Origin of the sequence: Neisseria wadsworthii 9715 (assembly GCF_000227765.1) — a bacterium.
Lineage (GTDB): Bacteria > Pseudomonadota > Gammaproteobacteria > Burkholderiales > Neisseriaceae > Neisseria > Neisseria wadsworthii.
On record NZ_JH165159.1, the window covers coordinates 725,079 to 739,504 of the forward strand.

Sequence of the window (14,426 nt, forward strand, 5' to 3'; positions counted from 1 at the left end):
TTATTGCTTAATTCAAAAGGATATAGATAAATGGCAAATCAAAAAATCCGTATCCGTTTAAAAGCATATGACTATAGTCTGATTGATCGTTCAGCTCAAGAGATTGTAGAAACTGCTAAACGTACAGGTGCTGTAGTAAAGGGCCCAATTCCCTTGCCAACAAAAATTGAGCGCTTTAATATTTTGCGATCACCTCACGTAAATAAGACTTCACGTGAGCAATTGGAAATTAGAACTCATTTGCGTTTAATGGACATTGTTGATTGGACTGATAAAACTACTGATGCTTTGATGAAACTGGACTTGCCTGCAGGCGTAGATGTAGAAATTAAAGTGCAATAAAAATCCTCAGTTTGAGTGGTGTCTAAAAAACTCCTAGATATTTTAATTGTCTAGGAGTTTTTTTTGAGTGCGAGTAATTAAATTTATTGTCGTGGATATGACATCCATATGAGGTGAAGGTTATAGGTGTTGCAAATAACGCGGCAAGATAAGTTAGTGAAGTGTGACGGATTAGGTTTCATAATTATAGTTAACTGCATATTATATTTTAGATGCCATATTAAATTTTTCTTGTAAAAGAAGTTGTTAATGTGGTATAGTCCGAAACTTGGCATTTTGCTAAGTTTATTTTTACTGGAAATAATCGATCAATCGTAATCGAATTTAAGTTAATAAGGAAAAATCATGACGTTAGGTCTGGTTGGACGTAAGGTAGGCATGACTCGAGTGTTTACGGAACAAGGTGCTTCTATTCCGGTGACAGTGTTAGATATGTCTGCGAATCGTATTACCCAAGTAAAATCCAAAGAGATTGATGGCTATATTGCTGTTCAAGTTACCTTTGGTCAGAAAAAAACTAACCATGTCAATAAAGCTGAGGCTGGGCACTTTGCTAAGGCAGGTGTGGAAGCTGGCCGTGGCTTAATTGAGTTTAGTTTATCTGAAAGTGATTTAGGTGAGCTGCAGGCTGGTGGTGAAATTACTGTTGCTATGTTTTCTGAAGGCCAGTTGGTGGATGTGACAGGTACCTCAAAGGGTAAAGGTTTCTCCGGTACGATTAAGCGCCATAATTTTGGCGCGCAGCGAACTTCTCATGGTAACTCTCGTTCGCATCGTGTACCTGGTTCTATTGGTATGGCACAAGATCCAGGCCGTGTGTTTCCTGGTAAACGCATGGCAGGTCAATATGGCAACACAAAATCAACGGTGCAAAATTTAGAAGTTGTTCGAGTTGATGAGGACCGCCAGTTGCTGTTGGTAAAAGGTGCTGTGCCTGGTGCGGTAAATAGTGATGTAATTGTGCGTCCTAGCGTGAAAGTAGGTGCGTAATGGAATTGAAAATAATCGATGCTCAAGGCCAAGTTTCTGGTAGTTTAGCAGTATCAGATGCTTTATTTGATCGTGAGTATAATGAAGCGTTAGTTCATCAGTTGGTTACAGCTTTTTTGGCAAACGCTCGTTCAGGCAATCGTGCTCAATTAACGCGAGCAGAAGTAAAACACTCTACTAAAAAGCCTTGGCGTCAAAAAGGTACTGGTAGAGCTCGTTCGGGTATGACTTCCTCACCTTTGTGGAGAAGTGGTGGTCGTGCATTTCCTAATAAGCCTGATGAGAATTTTACACAAAAAGTTAATCGTAAAATGTATCGTGCTGGGATGGCTACTATTTTGTCTCAGCTGGTTCGAGACGAACGTTTGTATGTAATTGAGAATTTGTCTGCAGCTACTCCAAAAACTAAAGAATTTGCTAGTAAAGTAAAACAATTGGGAATGGAGCAAGTGCTATTTGTTACTAAGCAATTAGATGAAAATATTTATCTTTCTTCTCGTAACTTACCAAATGTGCTGGTCGTGGAAGTTCGGCATATAGATCCATATAGTCTTCTTCGTTATAAAAAAGTAGTGGTTACTAAGGAGGCTGTTGCGCAACTTGAGGAGCAATGGGTATGAATCAATTACGTTTAATGAAAGTAATTTTAGCTCCTGTTGTTTCTGAAAAAAGCAACTTGTTAGCTGAAAAGCGTAATCAAATGACGTTTAAAGTGTTGCCTGATGCAACTAAGCTTGAAGTGAAAGCTGCGGTTGAATTGTTATTTGGTGTAAAGGTGGCTTCTGTGACGACTGTTTCTATTAAAGGCAAGGTAAAACATTTTGGTCGAACATTAGGGCGGCGTAGTGATGCGAAGAAAGCTTATGTTAAATTGGTTTCTGGGCAATCATTAGATTTAGAAGCTGCTGCTGCAACTGCAGATAAGGAATAAAATTATGGCTATTGTAAAAATGAAGCCTACCTCTGCTGGTCGTCGTGGTATGGTTCGTGTTGTAACAGAAGGGTTATATAAAGGTACTCCATACGCCCCTCTAATAGAGAAAAAGAATTCTACCGCTGGTCGTAATAATAACGGGCATATTACTACACGACATAAGGGAGGTGGACATAAACACCATTATCGTGTGATAGATTTTAAGCGTAACAGTAAGGATGGTATTTCTGCAAAAGTAGAACGCATTGAATATGATCCTAATCGAACTGCGTATATTGCATTGTTATGCTATGCTGATGGAGAAAGGCGTTATATTATTGCTCCGAGAGGTGTTCAGTCTGGAGATGTTCTAGTGTCTGGTTCTGAGGCGCCAATTAAAGTAGGTAATGCTTTGCCTATTCGTAATATTCCCGTTGGTACAACAATTCATTGTATTGAAATTAAGCCTGGTAAGGGTGCTCAAATAGCAAGATCTGCAGGTGCTTCAGCTGTTCTGCTTGCGAAAGAAGGTATTTATGCTCAAGTTCGTTTGCGCTCAGGGGAGGTCCGTAGGATTCATATCGATTGTCGCGCGACCGTTGGTGAAGTTGGTAATGAAGAACAAAGCCTGAAGAAAATAGGTAAAGCAGGTGCTAATCGTTGGCGTGGTATTCGTCCCACAGTTCGAGGAGTGGTAATGAATCCTGTTGACCATCCTCATGGTGGTGGTGAAGGCCGTACGGGCGAGGCGCGTGAGCCTGTTAGTCCATGGGGTACCCCGTCTAAAGGTTATCGAACCCGTAACAATAAGCGTACGGATAATATGATTGTTCGTCGTCGTTATTCTAATAAAGGTTAATTAATATGGCTCGTTCTCTAAAAAAAGGTCCATATGTAGATTTGCATCTACTTAAAAAGGTAGATACAGCTCGTGCAAATAATGATAAGCGCCCAATTAAAACTTGGTCTCGTCGTTCTACTATATTGCCTGATTTTATTGGCTTAACTATTGCTGTTCATAATGGACGCACTCATGTGCCAGTATTTATTAGTGACAATATGGTTGGTCATAAACTGGGTGAGTTCTCATTGACTCGTACTTTTAAAGGTCATTTAGCTGATAAAAAAGCTAAAAAGAAATAAGGTTAATCATGAGAGTATATGCACAACATAAAAATGCACGAATTTCTGCTCAAAAGGCTCGTTTGGTTGCAGATATGATTCGTGGTAAAGGTGTTGCACAAGCCTTGAATATATTGACATTTAGTCCTAAAAAAGGCGCTGAGCTAATTAAAAAAGTGCTGGAATCAGCTATTGCAAATGCAGAGCATAATGAAAGTGCTGATATTGATGAGTTAAAAGTGGTTGCAATATATGTTGATAAAGCTGCATCACTAAAACGTTTTCAAGCTCGTGCCAAAGGTCGTGGTAATCGCATTGAAAAACAGACTTGTCATATTAATGTGGCAGTAGGTAATTAAGGAAAAGCTATGGGACAAAAAATTCATCCAACTGGCTTTCGTTTAGCAGTAAATAAAGATTGGTCATCTAAATGGTTTGCTAAAAATAATGAATTTGCGACGGTTTTGAAGCAAGATATTGATGTCCGGGATTATTTGCGTGGACGTTTAGTTGGTGCATCTGTTGGTCGTGTAATTATTGAGCGCCCCGCAAAATCTGCCCGTATTACTATTTATTCTGCACGGCCCGGTGTAGTAATTGGTAAGAAGGGTGAGGATATTGAAGTATTAAAACATGATCTGCAGAAATTATTAGGTGTTCCGGTTCACGTTAATATTGAAGAAATTCGTAAACCGGAGTTAGATGCACAGATTATTGCTGACGGTATTGCACAGCAATTGGAGAAGCGAGTGCAGTTTCGCCGTGCAATGAAGCGCTCTATGCAGAATGCAATGAGAGCGGGTGCAAAGGGTATTAAAATAATGACTTCAGGCCGTTTAAATGGTGCGGATATTGCACGTAGTGAATGGTATCGTGAAGGTCGTGTTCCTCTGCATACTTTGAGAGCCAAAGTAGACTATGCTACTAGTGAAGCACATACTACTTATGGTGTGATTGGCTTGAAAGTCTGGGTATATACCGGGGAAGGTAAAGAGTTAGCTCAGTCTCGTTCAGAGCAAGAAAATAAACGCAGAAAGGGTGGTCGAAATGCTGCAACCAACTAGAATGAAATACCGGAAACAGCATAAAGGTCGCAATACTGGTATCGCAACAAGCGGTAACGTAGTAAATTTTGGTGATTTTGGATTAAAAGCTGTAGGAAGAGGTCGTTTGACTGCTCGTCAGATTGAGGCAGCCCGTCGTGCAATGACTCGTCATATTAAAAGAGGTGGTCGTATCTGGATTCGGGTGTTTCCTGATAAACCTATTACTGAAAAGCCCATTCAAGTTCGTATGGGCGGAGGAAAAGGTTCTGTTGAATATTATGTTGCTGAAGTAAAGCCTGGCAAGGTTTTGTATGAAATGGATGGTGTGGCGGAATCTTTAGCTCGAGAAGCGTTTACTTTAGCTGCTGCGAAACTGCCAATTCCCACGGTGTTTGTAACTAGACAGGTAGGTAAATGATGAAAGCTAATGAGTTGAAAAACAAATCAGTTGAGCAACTGCAAGCCGATTTATTGGATCTGTTGAAGACACAATTTAGTCTCAGAATGCAACATGCTACTGGCCAGTTGGGTAATACTAGCGAGCTGACCAGGGTGCGTCGTAATATTGCTCGTGTTAAAACTATTTTAACTGAAAAAGGTGTGAAATAATGAGCGAATTAAAAAATGTACGTACCTTGTTAGGTAGAGTTGTAAGCGATAAAATGGACAAAACTGTAACAGTATTGGTGGAGCGTAAAGTTAAACATCCTTTGTATGGGAAAGTAATTCGCCGTTCTACTAAGATTCATGCGCATGACGAACAGAATCAATATGGTATTGGTGACATTGTTGTAATTGAAGAAAGTCGTCCTCTATCGAAAACTAAATCATGGACAGTAAAGAAAATAGTTGAAAAAGCTCGATCTGTTTAACTTTACATTAGTCGTATGTAAATAGTTGGAGGCGGAGCTTGCGGAAATTCTAAAAATTCTGTAAACTCCGCTAATTGCTTTCAGTTCTTGAAAGATTCTCCCTTCGGGACCCAAGACTGGTTTACTTGAACCATATAGGTTTCAAAATTTACTTTGTTCAGTTTTTAAGAGTAAATTTTGAAAGTGGTAAATTAAGTTGGATTTATTATTAAGGTAAAGAAATGATTCAAATGCAGACCATTCTAGATGTGGCTGATAATTCTGGTGCGCGCCGTGTAATGTGCATTAAGGTATTGGGTGGATCTAAACGTCGCTACGCTAATGTGGGTGATATTGTTAAGGTGGCAGTTAAAGATGCGGCTCCTCGTGGACGAGTAAAAAAAGGTGATGTGTATAATGCAGTAGTTGTGCGTACTGCGAAAGGTGTTCGTCGTCCTGATGGTGCGTTGATTAAATTTGATAATAATGCTGCTGTATTGCTAAATAATAAGCTTGAGCCAATGGGGACCCGAATTTTTGGTCCAGTTACTCGAGAGCTTCGTACTGAGCGTTTTATGAAAATCGTCTCATTAGCGCCTGAAGTATTGTAAAGGAGGTGGCGATGAATAAAATTATTAAAGGTGATACGGTTATTGTTATTGCTGGTAAGGATAAGGGTAAGCAAGGGCAAGTGCTTCGAGTTTTGGGGGATAAGTTGATAGTTGATGGTGTCAATCAAGTCAAGCGGCATCAAAAACCCAATCCGATGAGAGGTGTTGAAGGTGGTGTGATGACAAAAAATATGCCTTTGGCTATTTCTAATGTTGCTGTTTTAAATCCTGAGACAAATAAAGCAGATCGAGTTGGTATTAAGTTGGTTGAGGCTGAAGGCAAAGTTAAACGCATTCGGGTCTTTAAATCCAATGGTGCTAAGATTGGTATTTAAGGAGTTATAGTTGAGATGGCTCGTTTGAAAGATTATTATACAGATGTAGTAGTGCCTGAGTTGACAAAGCAATTTGGGTATAAATCAATTATGGAAGTTCCCCGTATTGAAAAGATAACTTTAAATATGGGAGTTGGCGAGGCTGTTGCTGATAAGAAAGTAATGGAGCATGCTGTTGCTGATTTGGAAAAGATTGCGGGTCAAAAGCCTGTGGTGACTGTGGCTAGAAAATCTATTGCTGGCTTTAAGATTCGTGATGGCTATCCGGTGGGATGTAAAGTAACTTTACGTCGTGGTCAAATGTTTGAATTTCTTGATCGACTGGTTACTATTGCTTTGCCGCGTGTGCGCGATTTTCGTGGTGTAAGTGGTAAGTCATTTGATGGTCGTGGTAACTATAACATGGGTGTGCGCGAACAAATCATTTTTCCTGAAATTGAATATGATAAAATTGATGCTTTGCGTGGATTGAATATTACGATCACTACTACTGCTAAAACTGATGATGAAGCTAAAGCGTTATTATCTTTGTTTAAGTTTCCGTTTAAAGGATGATCATGGCTAAAAAAGCACTAATTAATCGAGAAGCTAAACGTATTGCGTTAGCTAAAAAATATTCTGCTAAGCGTGCGGCTATTTTTGCAGTCATTAATGATGCTCAAGCTACTGATGAAGAACGCTTTGAGGCTCGTTTGAAACTACAAGCTATTCCGCGTAATGCTGCACCAGTTCGTCAGCGTCGTCGTTGTGCGATTACTGGTCGCCCTCGTGGAACATTTCGTAAATTCGGCTTGGGCCGTATTAAAATCCGAGAAATTGCTATGCGTGGCGAAATCCCGGGTGTTATTAAAGCCAGCTGGTAATAGGAGAAAATTAAATGAGTATGCATGATCCTATTTCCGATATGTTAACTCGTATCCGTAATGCTCAGTGCGCTAATAAAGCTGCTGTTTCTATGCCGTCTTCTAAATTAAAATGCGCAATTGCAAAAGTTTTGCAAGAGGAAGGCTATATTGAAAGTTATTCTGTTTCAGGTGATTTAAAACAGGTGCTTGAAATTCAGTTAAAATATTATGCAGGCAGACCGGTTATAGAACAAATTAAACGAGTTTCAAGACCTGGATTGCGAGTATATAAAGGTTCTGGTGAAATTCCGACTGTTATGAATGGATTGGGAGTTGCTATTATTAGTACTTCAAAGGGAGTTATGACTGACCGTAAAGCTCGTGCTACTGGTGTTGGTGGTGAGTTATTGTGTGTGGTTGCATAACAGGGAGAATTTTTAAGATGTCTCGCGTAGCAAAAAATCCAGTAACTGTTCCAACTGGCGTAGAAATTAAATTTGGAACAGACGTTTTGACTGTGAAGGGTAAAAATGGTGAGTTATCATTTCCCTTGGGTGACGAAGTAAAGGTTGAATTGGATAATAGCCAGCTAACTTTCGTTGCTGCTAATAACAGTAAACATTCTCGTGCAATGTCTGGTACCGTTCGTGCATTAGTTGCTAATATGGTAAAAGGTGTTTCTGAGGGGTTTGAAAAGAAGTTACAATTAATCGGTGTCGGTTATAGAGCGCAAGCTCAAGGTAAAGTTTTAAATTTATCATTAGGTTTCTCTCATCCAATAAATTATGAGATGCCAGAAGGTGTCACGGTTCAAACACCGACTCAAACAGAAATTGTATTGAATGGGGCTAATAAGCAAGTCGTTGGTCAAGTAGCGGCTGAAATTCGCGCGTTTCGTCCACCTGAGCCTTATAAAGGTAAAGGAGTTCGTTATGTTGGTGAAGTGGTAGTGATGAAAGAAGCTAAGAAGAAATAATTGAGGTTCCATTAATGGATAAACATGCAACAAGACTCCGTCGTGCTCGAAAAACACGTGCGAGAATTGCGGATTTAAAGATTGTTAGATTGTGCGTTTTTCGTACAAATAACCATATTTACGCTCAAGTAATTAGCGCTGATGGTGGTCAAGTTCTGGTATCAGCGTCCACTTTAGAAGCTGATGTTCGGAAAGAATTGAAATCAAGCTCAAATGTTGAAGCTGCAGCATTTATTGGTAAACGCATTGCGCAAAAAGCTAAAACAGCTGGTATTGATGTGGTTGCTTTTGATAGATCTGGTTTTCAATATCATGGTCGAGTTAAAGCATTAGCAGAAGCAGCTCGTGAGAATGGTTTGAGCTTCTAAAGATTTAAGGATTTTGGAGATCTGAGACATGGCAAAACATGATACTGAAGAGCGCGGCGACGGCTTAATTGAAAAAATGGTGGCTGTTAACCGTGTAACAAAAGTGGTGAAGGGTGGGCGGATTATGGCCTTTTCTGCGCTAACCGTTGTTGGTGATGGTGATGGCCGTATCGGTATGGGTAAAGGTAAGTCACGTGAAGTGCCTGTTGCTGTTCAAAAGGCAATGGATCAAGCTCGTCGTTCAATGATTAAAGTCCCTTTAAAGGAGGGAACTATTCATCATGAAGTGATAGGTAAACATGGAGCAACTCGAGTTTTTATGCAACCTGCTAAAGAAGGAAGTGGCGTAAAAGCCGGTGGCCCTATGCGTTTGATTTTTGATGCAATGGGTATTCATAATATATCAGCAAAAGTCCACGGTTCAACGAATCCCTATAATATAGTTCGTGCAACTTTGGATGGTTTATCTAAGTTATATACCCCTTCTGAAATTGCAGCTAAGCGTGGTTTAACAGTAGAAGAAATTTCTGGGTGATAATGATGACTGAGCAGAAAAAAATTAAAGTGACTCTAGTAAAAAGTTTAATTGGTACAATCGGCTCTCATCGTAATTGTGTCCGAGGCTTAGGATTACGCCATCGTGAGCATACTGTTGAAGTTTTAGATACTCCAGAAAATCGCGGTATGATTAATAAGGTAAGTTACCTTTTAAAAGTGGAGTCTTAAATGTTATTGAATACTATTCAACCTGCCAAAGGTGCTACACATGCGAAACGTAGAGTTGGTCGTGGTATTGGTAGTGGTTTAGGTAAAACTTGTGGTCGTGGCCATAAAGGCCAGAAGAGCAGATCAGGTGGTTTTCATAAAACAGGCTTTGAAGGCGGACAAATGCCGTTACAGCGTCGCTTACCTAAGCGTGGTTTTAAATCACTAACTGCCCGACTCTCGGTAGAAATTCGATTGAATGAGCTGGATTCAATTGCAGTACAAGAAATTGATTTGTTGGTTTTGAAACAAGCTGGGCTAATTCCTTTAAATGCTACAACTGTAAAAGTGATTGCTTCAGGTGAGATCAAGAAAAGTGTTTATTTAAAAGGTATTAGAGTGACTCAAGGTGCTAAAGCTGCTATTGAGGCTGCTGGCGGTAAAGTAGAAGAGTAAGGTTTAGTAAATTGGCTTATCAACAATCCAAATCGGGTTCTGTAAAATTTAATGATTTGAAAAATAGATTGTTATTTTTACTCGGAGCGCTAATTATCTATAGAATTGGTACTCATATACCTGTGCCAGGTGTCGATGCAGCTATTCTTGCTAAGGCTTATCAAAATCAGAGTGCTGGAATACTTGGTATGCTAAATATGTTTTCAGGTGGATCCTTGGAACGTTTTAGTATATTTGCAATTGGTATTATGCCTTATATTTCGGCGTCAATTGTAATGCAATTGGCGTCTGAAATATTACCTTCTTTAAAGTCTTTGAAAAAAGAAGGTGATGCTGGTAGAAGAGTTATTACTAAATACACGCGAATTGGTACAGTCTTATTGGCTACCTTGCAGAGTATTGGCGTTGCAAGTTTGGTTTATAGCCAAGAAAATTTAGTCATTGTTTCTAAATTTGAGTTTTATATCTCAGCGATAGTTTGCTTAGTCGGTGGAACTATGTTTTTGATGTGGCTAGGGGAGCAAATGACTGAGCGAGGTATTGGTAATGGTATTTCTTTGATTATTACTGCAGGTATTGCTGCAGGTATCCCTTCAGGAATAAAACAATTACTTACATTATTAAATAATGACTCTACTGGTGTACTCCAAGTTATTGCTATTGGATTGGGAGTTATTTTCCTGGTTTATATTGTTGTATGTTTTGAGAGTGCATTAAGAAAAGTGCCTATTCATTATGCAAAAAGGCAAGTAATTGGCGGACAAAATACCCACATGCCATTTAAATTGAATATGTCAGGGGTAATTCCCCCGATATTTGCATCCAGTTTAATCATGTTTCCTGCTACAATAGGAAGTTGGCTTGGCAATAACCAAAATGAAACTTGGTTGACGCAATTGGTGTCAATGTTAGGTCATGGGCAGACTTTGTATTTATTATTGTTCTCCTTTTTGATTATATTTTTCTGTTATTTTTATACAGCTCTCGTTTTCTCTCCAAAAGAAATGGCGGAAAATTTAAAGAAAAGTGGTGCTTTTATTCCTAACATCAGACCAGGTGAGCAGACTGCTAATTATCTGGAAAAACTTGTAATGCGCTTAACTTTTTTTGGTGCGCTTTATATAACAAGTATTTGCTTATTACCGGAACTTTTAACCTTAAAGGTTAATATCCCCTTTTATTTGGGTGGTACGTCTTTATTGATTTTAGTGGTTGTAACCATGGATTTTAGCACTCAAATCGCTTCCTATAAGATGACTGAACGGTATGAGCATTTTAATATGAAGTCTTTGTCTCGTAAGTAAAAATGGCTAAAGAAGATACTATACAAATGCAGGGTGAAATTTTAGAAACTTTGCCCAATGCTACTTTTAAAGTAAAGCTTGAAAATGATCATGTGGTGTTAGGTCATATTTCGGGAAAAATGCGTATGCACTACATACGAATTTCTCCAGGAGATAAAGTAACTGTTGAGCTGACTCCTTATGATTTAACTCGTGCTCGAATTGTTTTTAGAACACGGTAATCTTGATGAAAGGAACTAATGATGCGCGTTCAGCCGTCTGTTAAAAAAATTTGTCGCAACTGTAAGGTTATTCGACGTAACCGTGTAGTTCGTGTAATTTGTACAGATCCTCGTCATAAACAACGCCAAGGTTAATTTCTTGGTTTAAGGATTTTATGGTATAGTGACGAGTTTTTGCCTTAAAGGAAATAAATATGGCTCGTATTGCAGGGGTAAATATCCCTAATAATTCCCACATCGTTATTGGCTTACAAGCTATTTACGGTATTGGATCTACTCGTGCTAAATTGATTTGCGAAGCTGCGGGAGTGCCTGCTAGCACTAAAGTAAAAGATTTAGACGAAACTCAATTGGAAGCTTTGCGTGAGCAAGTTGGTAAATATGAAATTGAAGGTGATTTGCGTCGTGAAGTAACAATGAGTATCAAGCGATTGATGGATATGGGTTGCTATCGCGGCTTCCGTCATCGTCGTGGTTTGCCTTGTCGAGGTCAGCGTACTCGCACGAATGCTAGAACTCGCAAAGGCCCACGTAAAGCTATTGCAGGTAAGAAATAATTTTTTAAGGATTAATTTAGATGGCTAAAGCAAACACAGCTTCGCGTGTACGTAAAAAAGTACGTAAAACTGTGAGTGAGGGTATTGTGCATGTTCATGCATCTTTTAACAATACCATCATTACTATCACCGACCGTCAGGGCAATGCATTGTCTTGGGCTACCTCTGGGGGCGCTGGTTTTAAAGGTTCACGTAAAAGTACACCGTTTGCTGCTCAAGTAGCAGCAGAAGCAGCTGGTAAAGTTGCCCAAGAGTATGGCGTAAAAAATTTGGAAGTTCGTATTAAGGGTCCTGGGCCTGGTCGTGAATCTTCTGTGCGTGCATTGAATGCTCTGGGTTTCAAAATTACCAGTATTACTGACGTTACTCCATTGCCCCACAATGGTTGCCGTCCGCCTAAAAAACGTCGTATTTAATTTTGGAGTGATTGAAACATGGCACGTTATACCGGCTCTAAATGTAAATTAGCTCGCCGTGAAGGCACTGATTTGTTTCTGAAGAGTGCTCGTCGCTCTTTGGAGTCTAAATGTAAAATTGATTCTGCTCCTGGTCAGCATGGTGCCAAGAAACCTCGTTTGTCTGACTATGGTCTGCAATTACGTGAGAAGCAAAAAATCCGTCGTATTTATGGCGTATTAGAACGCCAATTTCGTCGTTATTTTGCAGAAGCTTCACGCCGTAAAGGTTCTACAGGTGAGCTACTGCTCCAGTTGTTGGAATCTCGCTTAGATAATGTTGTGTATCGTATGGGTTTTGGTTCTACCCGTGCGGAAGCGCGTCAATTGGTATCGCACAAAGCAATTACTGTTAATGGACAGGTTGTCAATGTTCCTTCATACCAAGTAAAACCAGGTGATGTAGTTGCTGTACGTGAAAAGGCTAAAAAGCAAGTTCGGATTCAAGAAGCACTAGGATTGGCAGAACAAATCGGTCTGCCGAGCTGGGTTTCTGTGGATGCAGGTAAGATGGAAGGTATATTTAAAAATATGCCAGATCGATCTGAGCTGTATGGCGATATTAATGAACAGCTAGTGGTTGAGTTCTACTCTAAATAATACTAGCTCTGTGAGGGACAGTTAAATGCAAAATAGCACTTCCGAATTTTTGAGACCTCGTCAAATTGATGTAGATACCTTATCTTCAACTAGAGCAAAAGTATCTATGCAGCCTTTTGAGCGCGGTTTCGGTCATACTTTAGGTAATGCTTTGCGCCGTATCTTACTGTCGTCCATGAATGGTTTCGCGCCTACTGAAGTTACTATTGCCGGGGTATTACACGAATATTCTACTTTAGATGGTGTTCAGGAAGATGTTGTAGATATTCTTTTGAACATTAAAGGTATTGTATTTAAGCTTCATGGCCGTAGTGAAGTTCTATTGACTTTGAAGAAGTCGGGTGCTGGTCCGGTTTTGGCTGGTGATATTGATCTACCACATGATGTAGAAATTATTAATCCTGATCATGTGATTTGTCACTTGGCTAGTGCAGGTAGCATTGACATGGAAATCAAAGTTGAACAAGGGCGTGGCTATCAATCTGTTTCTGGTCGTCGAGCGGGGCGTGATGATAACAGGATTGGTTCTATTCAACTGGATGCGAGCTTTTCGCCTATCAGTCGAGTTAGTTTTGATGTAGAAGCTGCAAGGGTTGAACAACGTACGGATTTGGATCGTTTAGTTCTGGATATAGAAACAAACGGTTCTTTGGATCCTGAGGAAGCAATCCGTAGTGCTGCTCGCATTTTGATTGACCAAATGTCTATCTTTGCTGATTTGCAAGGGACTTCGGTAGAAGAGGTTGAGGAGAAAGCTCCGCCTATTGATCCTATTCTGCTTAGACCGGTTGACGATTTGGAACTGACGGTGCGTTCGGCTAACTGCTTAAAAGCTGAAGATATTTATTATATTGGTGATTTAATCCAACGTACTGAAACTGAGTTATTAAAAACTCCGAATTTGGGTCGTAAATCTTTGAATGAAATTAAAGAAGTATTGGCATCCAAAGGCTTGACGTTGGGTTCTAAACTAGAAGCTTGGCCTCCTGTTGGGTTGGAAAAGCCGTAAGTTTAAATATTAAAGGATAATGACATGCGTCATCGTAATGGTAACCGTAAATTAAACCGTACCAGCAGCCATCGTGCTGCAATGTTGCGCAATATGGCGAATTCTTTATTGTCACATGAAACAATCGTGACTACTTTGCCTAAAGCTAAAGAATTGCGCCGTGTTGTTGAACCTCTGATTACTTTGGGTAAGAAGCCTTCTTTGGCCAACCGTCGTTTAGCATTCAACCGCACTCGTGATCGTGATGTTGTTGTTAAATTGTTTGATGATTTAGGTCCGCGTTTTGCTAGCCGCAATGGTGGCTATGTGCGCATCTTGAAATACGGTTTCCGTAAAGGCGACAATGCTCCTCTTGCTTTGGTTGAATTGGTAGACAAAGCGGCAGAGGCTGCTGAGTAATTGCAGTGACTTGTATCAATTAATGCTGTTAACTTTTAACCTATATTTAGGTAGTTGACATGAAAAAGGACTGAAATCCATATTGTTTTATTATGGAATTCGGTCCTTAATATTTTAATTAGTATTGATTTTTATATAGCAAGCAGCTGTGTGCTGGATATTTAGTTTAATTGTTATAAGCTTGAAGGCCTGTCTGAAAGAATTGAAGCGATAACCAAGAGATTGGATATTCCATACTGTATTGGAGGAAATGTAAATTTCCAAAATAAAACTTATGAGGCCAATAAGTCTAAGGCGTTTTTGCAATCAAATAATTTTTTA

29 protein-coding genes are annotated in these 14,426 nt (G+C 39.6%); all 29 read left to right on the forward strand.

Annotated elements, in window-relative coordinates:
- The first annotated feature begins 30 nt into the window (after positions 1-30).
- The 29 genes from rpsJ to rplQ all read left to right on the forward strand — a co-directional run bounded on the left by rpsJ (position 31) and on the right by rplQ (position 14,105).
- Complete coding sequence (gene rpsJ / locus HMPREF9370_RS03135) at positions 31-342, forward strand: 30S ribosomal protein S10 (protein WP_002642322.1); 312 nt, start codon at positions 31-33, stop codon at positions 340-342.
- 345 nt (positions 343-687) lie between these two features.
- Entirely contained in the window at positions 688-1,332 is a 645-nt protein-coding gene (gene rplC, locus HMPREF9370_RS03140) for a 50S ribosomal protein L3 (protein WP_009115854.1), read from the forward strand.
- Positions 1,332-1,952, forward strand: a complete 621-nt coding sequence (rplD, locus tag HMPREF9370_RS03145; protein ID WP_009115855.1) for a 50S ribosomal protein L4 — start codon at positions 1,332-1,334, stop codon at positions 1,950-1,952. The genes rplC and rplD overlap by 1 nt, the downstream gene beginning before the upstream one ends.
- Complete coding sequence (gene rplW, locus HMPREF9370_RS03150) at positions 1,949-2,263, forward strand: 50S ribosomal protein L23 (RefSeq protein WP_174262995.1); 315 nt, start codon at positions 1,949-1,951, stop codon at positions 2,261-2,263. Before rplD ends, rplW begins: the two co-directional genes overlap by 4 nt.
- A gap of 4 nt (positions 2,264-2,267) precedes the next feature.
- On the forward strand, positions 2,268-3,104 hold the full coding sequence (gene rplB, locus HMPREF9370_RS03155; protein ID WP_009115857.1) for a 50S ribosomal protein L2: 837 nt from the start codon (positions 2,268-2,270) through the stop codon (positions 3,102-3,104).
- A gap of 5 nt (positions 3,105-3,109) precedes the next feature.
- Entirely contained in the window at positions 3,110-3,388 is a 279-nt protein-coding gene (gene rpsS, locus HMPREF9370_RS03160; RefSeq protein ID WP_009115858.1) for a 30S ribosomal protein S19, read from the forward strand.
- A gap of 8 nt (positions 3,389-3,396) precedes the next feature.
- Positions 3,397-3,726, forward strand: a complete 330-nt coding sequence (rplV, locus tag HMPREF9370_RS03165) for a 50S ribosomal protein L22 (RefSeq protein WP_009115859.1) — start codon at positions 3,397-3,399, stop codon at positions 3,724-3,726.
- A 9-nt stretch (positions 3,727-3,735) separates the two neighbouring features.
- A complete protein-coding gene (rpsC, locus tag HMPREF9370_RS03170; RefSeq protein ID WP_009115860.1) occupies positions 3,736-4,431 on the forward strand; it encodes a 30S ribosomal protein S3 in 696 nt (231 codons plus the stop codon).
- A complete protein-coding gene (gene rplP, locus HMPREF9370_RS03175; RefSeq protein ID WP_009115861.1) occupies positions 4,415-4,831 on the forward strand; it encodes a 50S ribosomal protein L16 in 417 nt (138 codons plus the stop codon). Before rpsC ends, rplP begins: the two co-directional genes overlap by 17 nt.
- Positions 4,831-5,022: a 50S ribosomal protein L29 gene (gene rpmC, locus HMPREF9370_RS03180; protein ID WP_040667401.1), complete on the forward strand. Its 192-nt coding sequence runs from the start codon at positions 4,831-4,833 to the stop codon at positions 5,020-5,022. The genes rplP and rpmC overlap by 1 nt, the downstream gene beginning before the upstream one ends.
- Positions 5,022-5,285, forward strand: coding sequence for a 30S ribosomal protein S17 (rpsQ, locus tag HMPREF9370_RS03185; protein ID WP_009115863.1), 264 nt, complete (start codon positions 5,022-5,024; stop codon positions 5,283-5,285). Before rpmC ends, rpsQ begins: the two co-directional genes overlap by 1 nt.
- 221 nt (positions 5,286-5,506) lie before the next feature.
- Complete coding sequence (gene rplN / locus HMPREF9370_RS03190) at positions 5,507-5,875, forward strand: 50S ribosomal protein L14 (protein ID WP_009115864.1); 369 nt, start codon at positions 5,507-5,509, stop codon at positions 5,873-5,875.
- A gap of 11 nt (positions 5,876-5,886) precedes the next feature.
- A complete protein-coding gene (gene rplX / locus HMPREF9370_RS03195; RefSeq protein ID WP_009115865.1) occupies positions 5,887-6,210 on the forward strand; it encodes a 50S ribosomal protein L24 in 324 nt (107 codons plus the stop codon).
- Between the two features lie 15 nt (positions 6,211-6,225).
- A complete protein-coding gene (gene rplE / locus HMPREF9370_RS03200; protein ID WP_009115866.1) occupies positions 6,226-6,765 on the forward strand; it encodes a 50S ribosomal protein L5 in 540 nt (179 codons plus the stop codon).
- A gap of 2 nt (positions 6,766-6,767) precedes the next feature.
- Positions 6,768-7,073: a 30S ribosomal protein S14 gene (rpsN, locus tag HMPREF9370_RS03205; protein WP_040666838.1), complete on the forward strand. Its 306-nt coding sequence runs from the start codon at positions 6,768-6,770 to the stop codon at positions 7,071-7,073.
- A gap of 14 nt (positions 7,074-7,087) precedes the next feature.
- Positions 7,088-7,480: a 30S ribosomal protein S8 gene (gene rpsH / locus HMPREF9370_RS03210; RefSeq protein ID WP_009115868.1), complete on the forward strand. Its 393-nt coding sequence runs from the start codon at positions 7,088-7,090 to the stop codon at positions 7,478-7,480.
- Between the two features lie 17 nt (positions 7,481-7,497).
- A complete protein-coding gene (rplF, locus tag HMPREF9370_RS03215) occupies positions 7,498-8,031 on the forward strand; it encodes a 50S ribosomal protein L6 (RefSeq protein ID WP_009115869.1) in 534 nt (177 codons plus the stop codon).
- Positions 8,032-8,045: 14 nt separating this feature from the next.
- Positions 8,046-8,399: a 50S ribosomal protein L18 gene (gene rplR / locus HMPREF9370_RS03220; protein WP_009115870.1), complete on the forward strand. Its 354-nt coding sequence runs from the start codon at positions 8,046-8,048 to the stop codon at positions 8,397-8,399.
- A gap of 28 nt (positions 8,400-8,427) precedes the next feature.
- The gene (gene rpsE, locus HMPREF9370_RS03225) at positions 8,428-8,934 is read left to right on the forward strand and encodes a 30S ribosomal protein S5 (protein WP_009115871.1); all 507 of its coding nucleotides are present in this window, start codon (positions 8,428-8,430) and stop codon (positions 8,932-8,934) included.
- Positions 8,935-8,939: 5 nt separating this feature from the next.
- A complete protein-coding gene (rpmD, locus tag HMPREF9370_RS11775; protein WP_082391872.1) occupies positions 8,940-9,125 on the forward strand; it encodes a 50S ribosomal protein L30 in 186 nt (61 codons plus the stop codon).
- Positions 9,126-9,560 (forward strand): 50S ribosomal protein L15, encoded by a 435-nt coding sequence (rplO, locus tag HMPREF9370_RS03230; RefSeq protein WP_009115873.1) that lies wholly within the window; start codon positions 9,126-9,128, stop codon positions 9,558-9,560.
- Between the two features lie 11 nt (positions 9,561-9,571).
- Positions 9,572-10,864, forward strand: coding sequence for a preprotein translocase subunit SecY (secY, locus tag HMPREF9370_RS03235; RefSeq protein WP_009115874.1), 1,293 nt, complete (start codon positions 9,572-9,574; stop codon positions 10,862-10,864).
- A gap of 2 nt (positions 10,865-10,866) precedes the next feature.
- Complete coding sequence (gene infA, locus HMPREF9370_RS03240; protein ID WP_009115875.1) at positions 10,867-11,085, forward strand: translation initiation factor IF-1; 219 nt, start codon at positions 10,867-10,869, stop codon at positions 11,083-11,085.
- A 21-nt stretch (positions 11,086-11,106) separates the two neighbouring features.
- Positions 11,107-11,220 (forward strand): 50S ribosomal protein L36, encoded by a 114-nt coding sequence (gene rpmJ / locus HMPREF9370_RS11780; RefSeq protein WP_049259016.1) that lies wholly within the window; start codon positions 11,107-11,109, stop codon positions 11,218-11,220.
- 59 nt (positions 11,221-11,279) lie between these two features.
- A complete protein-coding gene (gene rpsM / locus HMPREF9370_RS03245; RefSeq protein WP_009115876.1) occupies positions 11,280-11,642 on the forward strand; it encodes a 30S ribosomal protein S13 in 363 nt (120 codons plus the stop codon).
- A gap of 20 nt (positions 11,643-11,662) precedes the next feature.
- Positions 11,663-12,058, forward strand: a complete 396-nt coding sequence (rpsK, locus tag HMPREF9370_RS03250) for a 30S ribosomal protein S11 (protein ID WP_002216249.1) — start codon at positions 11,663-11,665, stop codon at positions 12,056-12,058.
- Between the two features lie 18 nt (positions 12,059-12,076).
- Positions 12,077-12,697 carry a 30S ribosomal protein S4 gene (gene rpsD, locus HMPREF9370_RS03255; RefSeq protein WP_009115877.1) on the forward strand — a complete coding sequence of 207 codons (621 nt, stop codon included), beginning with the start codon at positions 12,077-12,079 and terminating at the stop codon, positions 12,695-12,697.
- A 25-nt stretch (positions 12,698-12,722) separates the two neighbouring features.
- Positions 12,723-13,706 carry a DNA-directed RNA polymerase subunit alpha gene (locus HMPREF9370_RS03260; RefSeq protein ID WP_040666840.1) on the forward strand — a complete coding sequence of 328 codons (984 nt, stop codon included), beginning with the start codon at positions 12,723-12,725 and terminating at the stop codon, positions 13,704-13,706.
- Positions 13,707-13,730: 24 nt separating this feature from the next.
- Positions 13,731-14,105, forward strand: a complete 375-nt coding sequence (gene rplQ / locus HMPREF9370_RS03265) for a 50S ribosomal protein L17 (RefSeq protein WP_009115879.1) — start codon at positions 13,731-13,733, stop codon at positions 14,103-14,105.
- Positions 14,106-14,426 lie beyond the last annotated feature (321 nt).

What these genes read in the sequence shown, in the direction of transcription:
- rplD (WP_009115855.1), top strand. Translation starts at nt 1,332, where the DNA reads ATGGAATTGAAAATAATCGATGCTCAAGGCCAAGTTTCTGGTAGTTTA.
- rplN (WP_009115864.1), top strand. Translation starts at nt 5,507, where the DNA reads ATGATTCAAATGCAGACCATTCTAGATGTGGCTGATAATTCTGGTGCG.
- rplQ (WP_009115879.1), top strand. Translation starts at nt 13,731, where the DNA reads ATGCGTCATCGTAATGGTAACCGTAAATTAAACCGTACCAGCAGCCAT.
- HMPREF9370_RS03260 (WP_040666840.1), top strand. Translation starts at nt 12,723, where the DNA reads ATGCAAAATAGCACTTCCGAATTTTTGAGACCTCGTCAAATTGATGTA.
- rpsJ (WP_002642322.1), top strand. Translation starts at nt 31, where the DNA reads ATGGCAAATCAAAAAATCCGTATCCGTTTAAAAGCATATGACTATAGT.
- rpsH (WP_009115868.1), top strand. Translation starts at nt 7,088, where the DNA reads ATGAGTATGCATGATCCTATTTCCGATATGTTAACTCGTATCCGTAAT.
- rpsS (WP_009115858.1), top strand. Translation starts at nt 3,110, where the DNA reads ATGGCTCGTTCTCTAAAAAAAGGTCCATATGTAGATTTGCATCTACTT.
- rpmD (WP_082391872.1), top strand. Translation starts at nt 8,940, where the DNA reads ATGACTGAGCAGAAAAAAATTAAAGTGACTCTAGTAAAAAGTTTAATT.
- rplV (WP_009115859.1), top strand. Translation starts at nt 3,397, where the DNA reads ATGAGAGTATATGCACAACATAAAAATGCACGAATTTCTGCTCAAAAG.
- rpsQ (WP_009115863.1), top strand. Translation starts at nt 5,022, where the DNA reads ATGAGCGAATTAAAAAATGTACGTACCTTGTTAGGTAGAGTTGTAAGC.
- rplC (WP_009115854.1), top strand. Translation starts at nt 688, where the DNA reads ATGACGTTAGGTCTGGTTGGACGTAAGGTAGGCATGACTCGAGTGTTT.
- rplR (WP_009115870.1), top strand. Translation starts at nt 8,046, where the DNA reads ATGGATAAACATGCAACAAGACTCCGTCGTGCTCGAAAAACACGTGCG.
- rpmJ (WP_049259016.1), top strand. Translation starts at nt 11,107, where the DNA reads ATGCGCGTTCAGCCGTCTGTTAAAAAAATTTGTCGCAACTGTAAGGTT.
- rpsE (WP_009115871.1), top strand. Translation starts at nt 8,428, where the DNA reads ATGGCAAAACATGATACTGAAGAGCGCGGCGACGGCTTAATTGAAAAA.
- rplW (WP_174262995.1), top strand. Translation starts at nt 1,949, where the DNA reads ATGAATCAATTACGTTTAATGAAAGTAATTTTAGCTCCTGTTGTTTCT.
- rpmC (WP_040667401.1), top strand. Translation starts at nt 4,831, where the DNA reads ATGAAAGCTAATGAGTTGAAAAACAAATCAGTTGAGCAACTGCAAGCC.
- infA (WP_009115875.1), top strand. Translation starts at nt 10,867, where the DNA reads ATGGCTAAAGAAGATACTATACAAATGCAGGGTGAAATTTTAGAAACT.
- rpsC (WP_009115860.1), top strand. Translation starts at nt 3,736, where the DNA reads ATGGGACAAAAAATTCATCCAACTGGCTTTCGTTTAGCAGTAAATAAA.
- rplF (WP_009115869.1), top strand. Translation starts at nt 7,498, where the DNA reads ATGTCTCGCGTAGCAAAAAATCCAGTAACTGTTCCAACTGGCGTAGAA.
- rplB (WP_009115857.1), top strand. Translation starts at nt 2,268, where the DNA reads ATGGCTATTGTAAAAATGAAGCCTACCTCTGCTGGTCGTCGTGGTATG.
- rplE (WP_009115866.1), top strand. Translation starts at nt 6,226, where the DNA reads ATGGCTCGTTTGAAAGATTATTATACAGATGTAGTAGTGCCTGAGTTG.
- rpsK (WP_002216249.1), top strand. Translation starts at nt 11,663, where the DNA reads ATGGCTAAAGCAAACACAGCTTCGCGTGTACGTAAAAAAGTACGTAAA.
- rpsN (WP_040666838.1), top strand. Translation starts at nt 6,768, where the DNA reads ATGGCTAAAAAAGCACTAATTAATCGAGAAGCTAAACGTATTGCGTTA.
- rplX (WP_009115865.1), top strand. Translation starts at nt 5,887, where the DNA reads ATGAATAAAATTATTAAAGGTGATACGGTTATTGTTATTGCTGGTAAG.
- rplP (WP_009115861.1), top strand. Translation starts at nt 4,415, where the DNA reads ATGCTGCAACCAACTAGAATGAAATACCGGAAACAGCATAAAGGTCGC.
- rpsD (WP_009115877.1), top strand. Translation starts at nt 12,077, where the DNA reads ATGGCACGTTATACCGGCTCTAAATGTAAATTAGCTCGCCGTGAAGGC.
- rplO (WP_009115873.1), top strand. Translation starts at nt 9,126, where the DNA reads ATGTTATTGAATACTATTCAACCTGCCAAAGGTGCTACACATGCGAAA.
- rpsM (WP_009115876.1), top strand. Translation starts at nt 11,280, where the DNA reads ATGGCTCGTATTGCAGGGGTAAATATCCCTAATAATTCCCACATCGTT.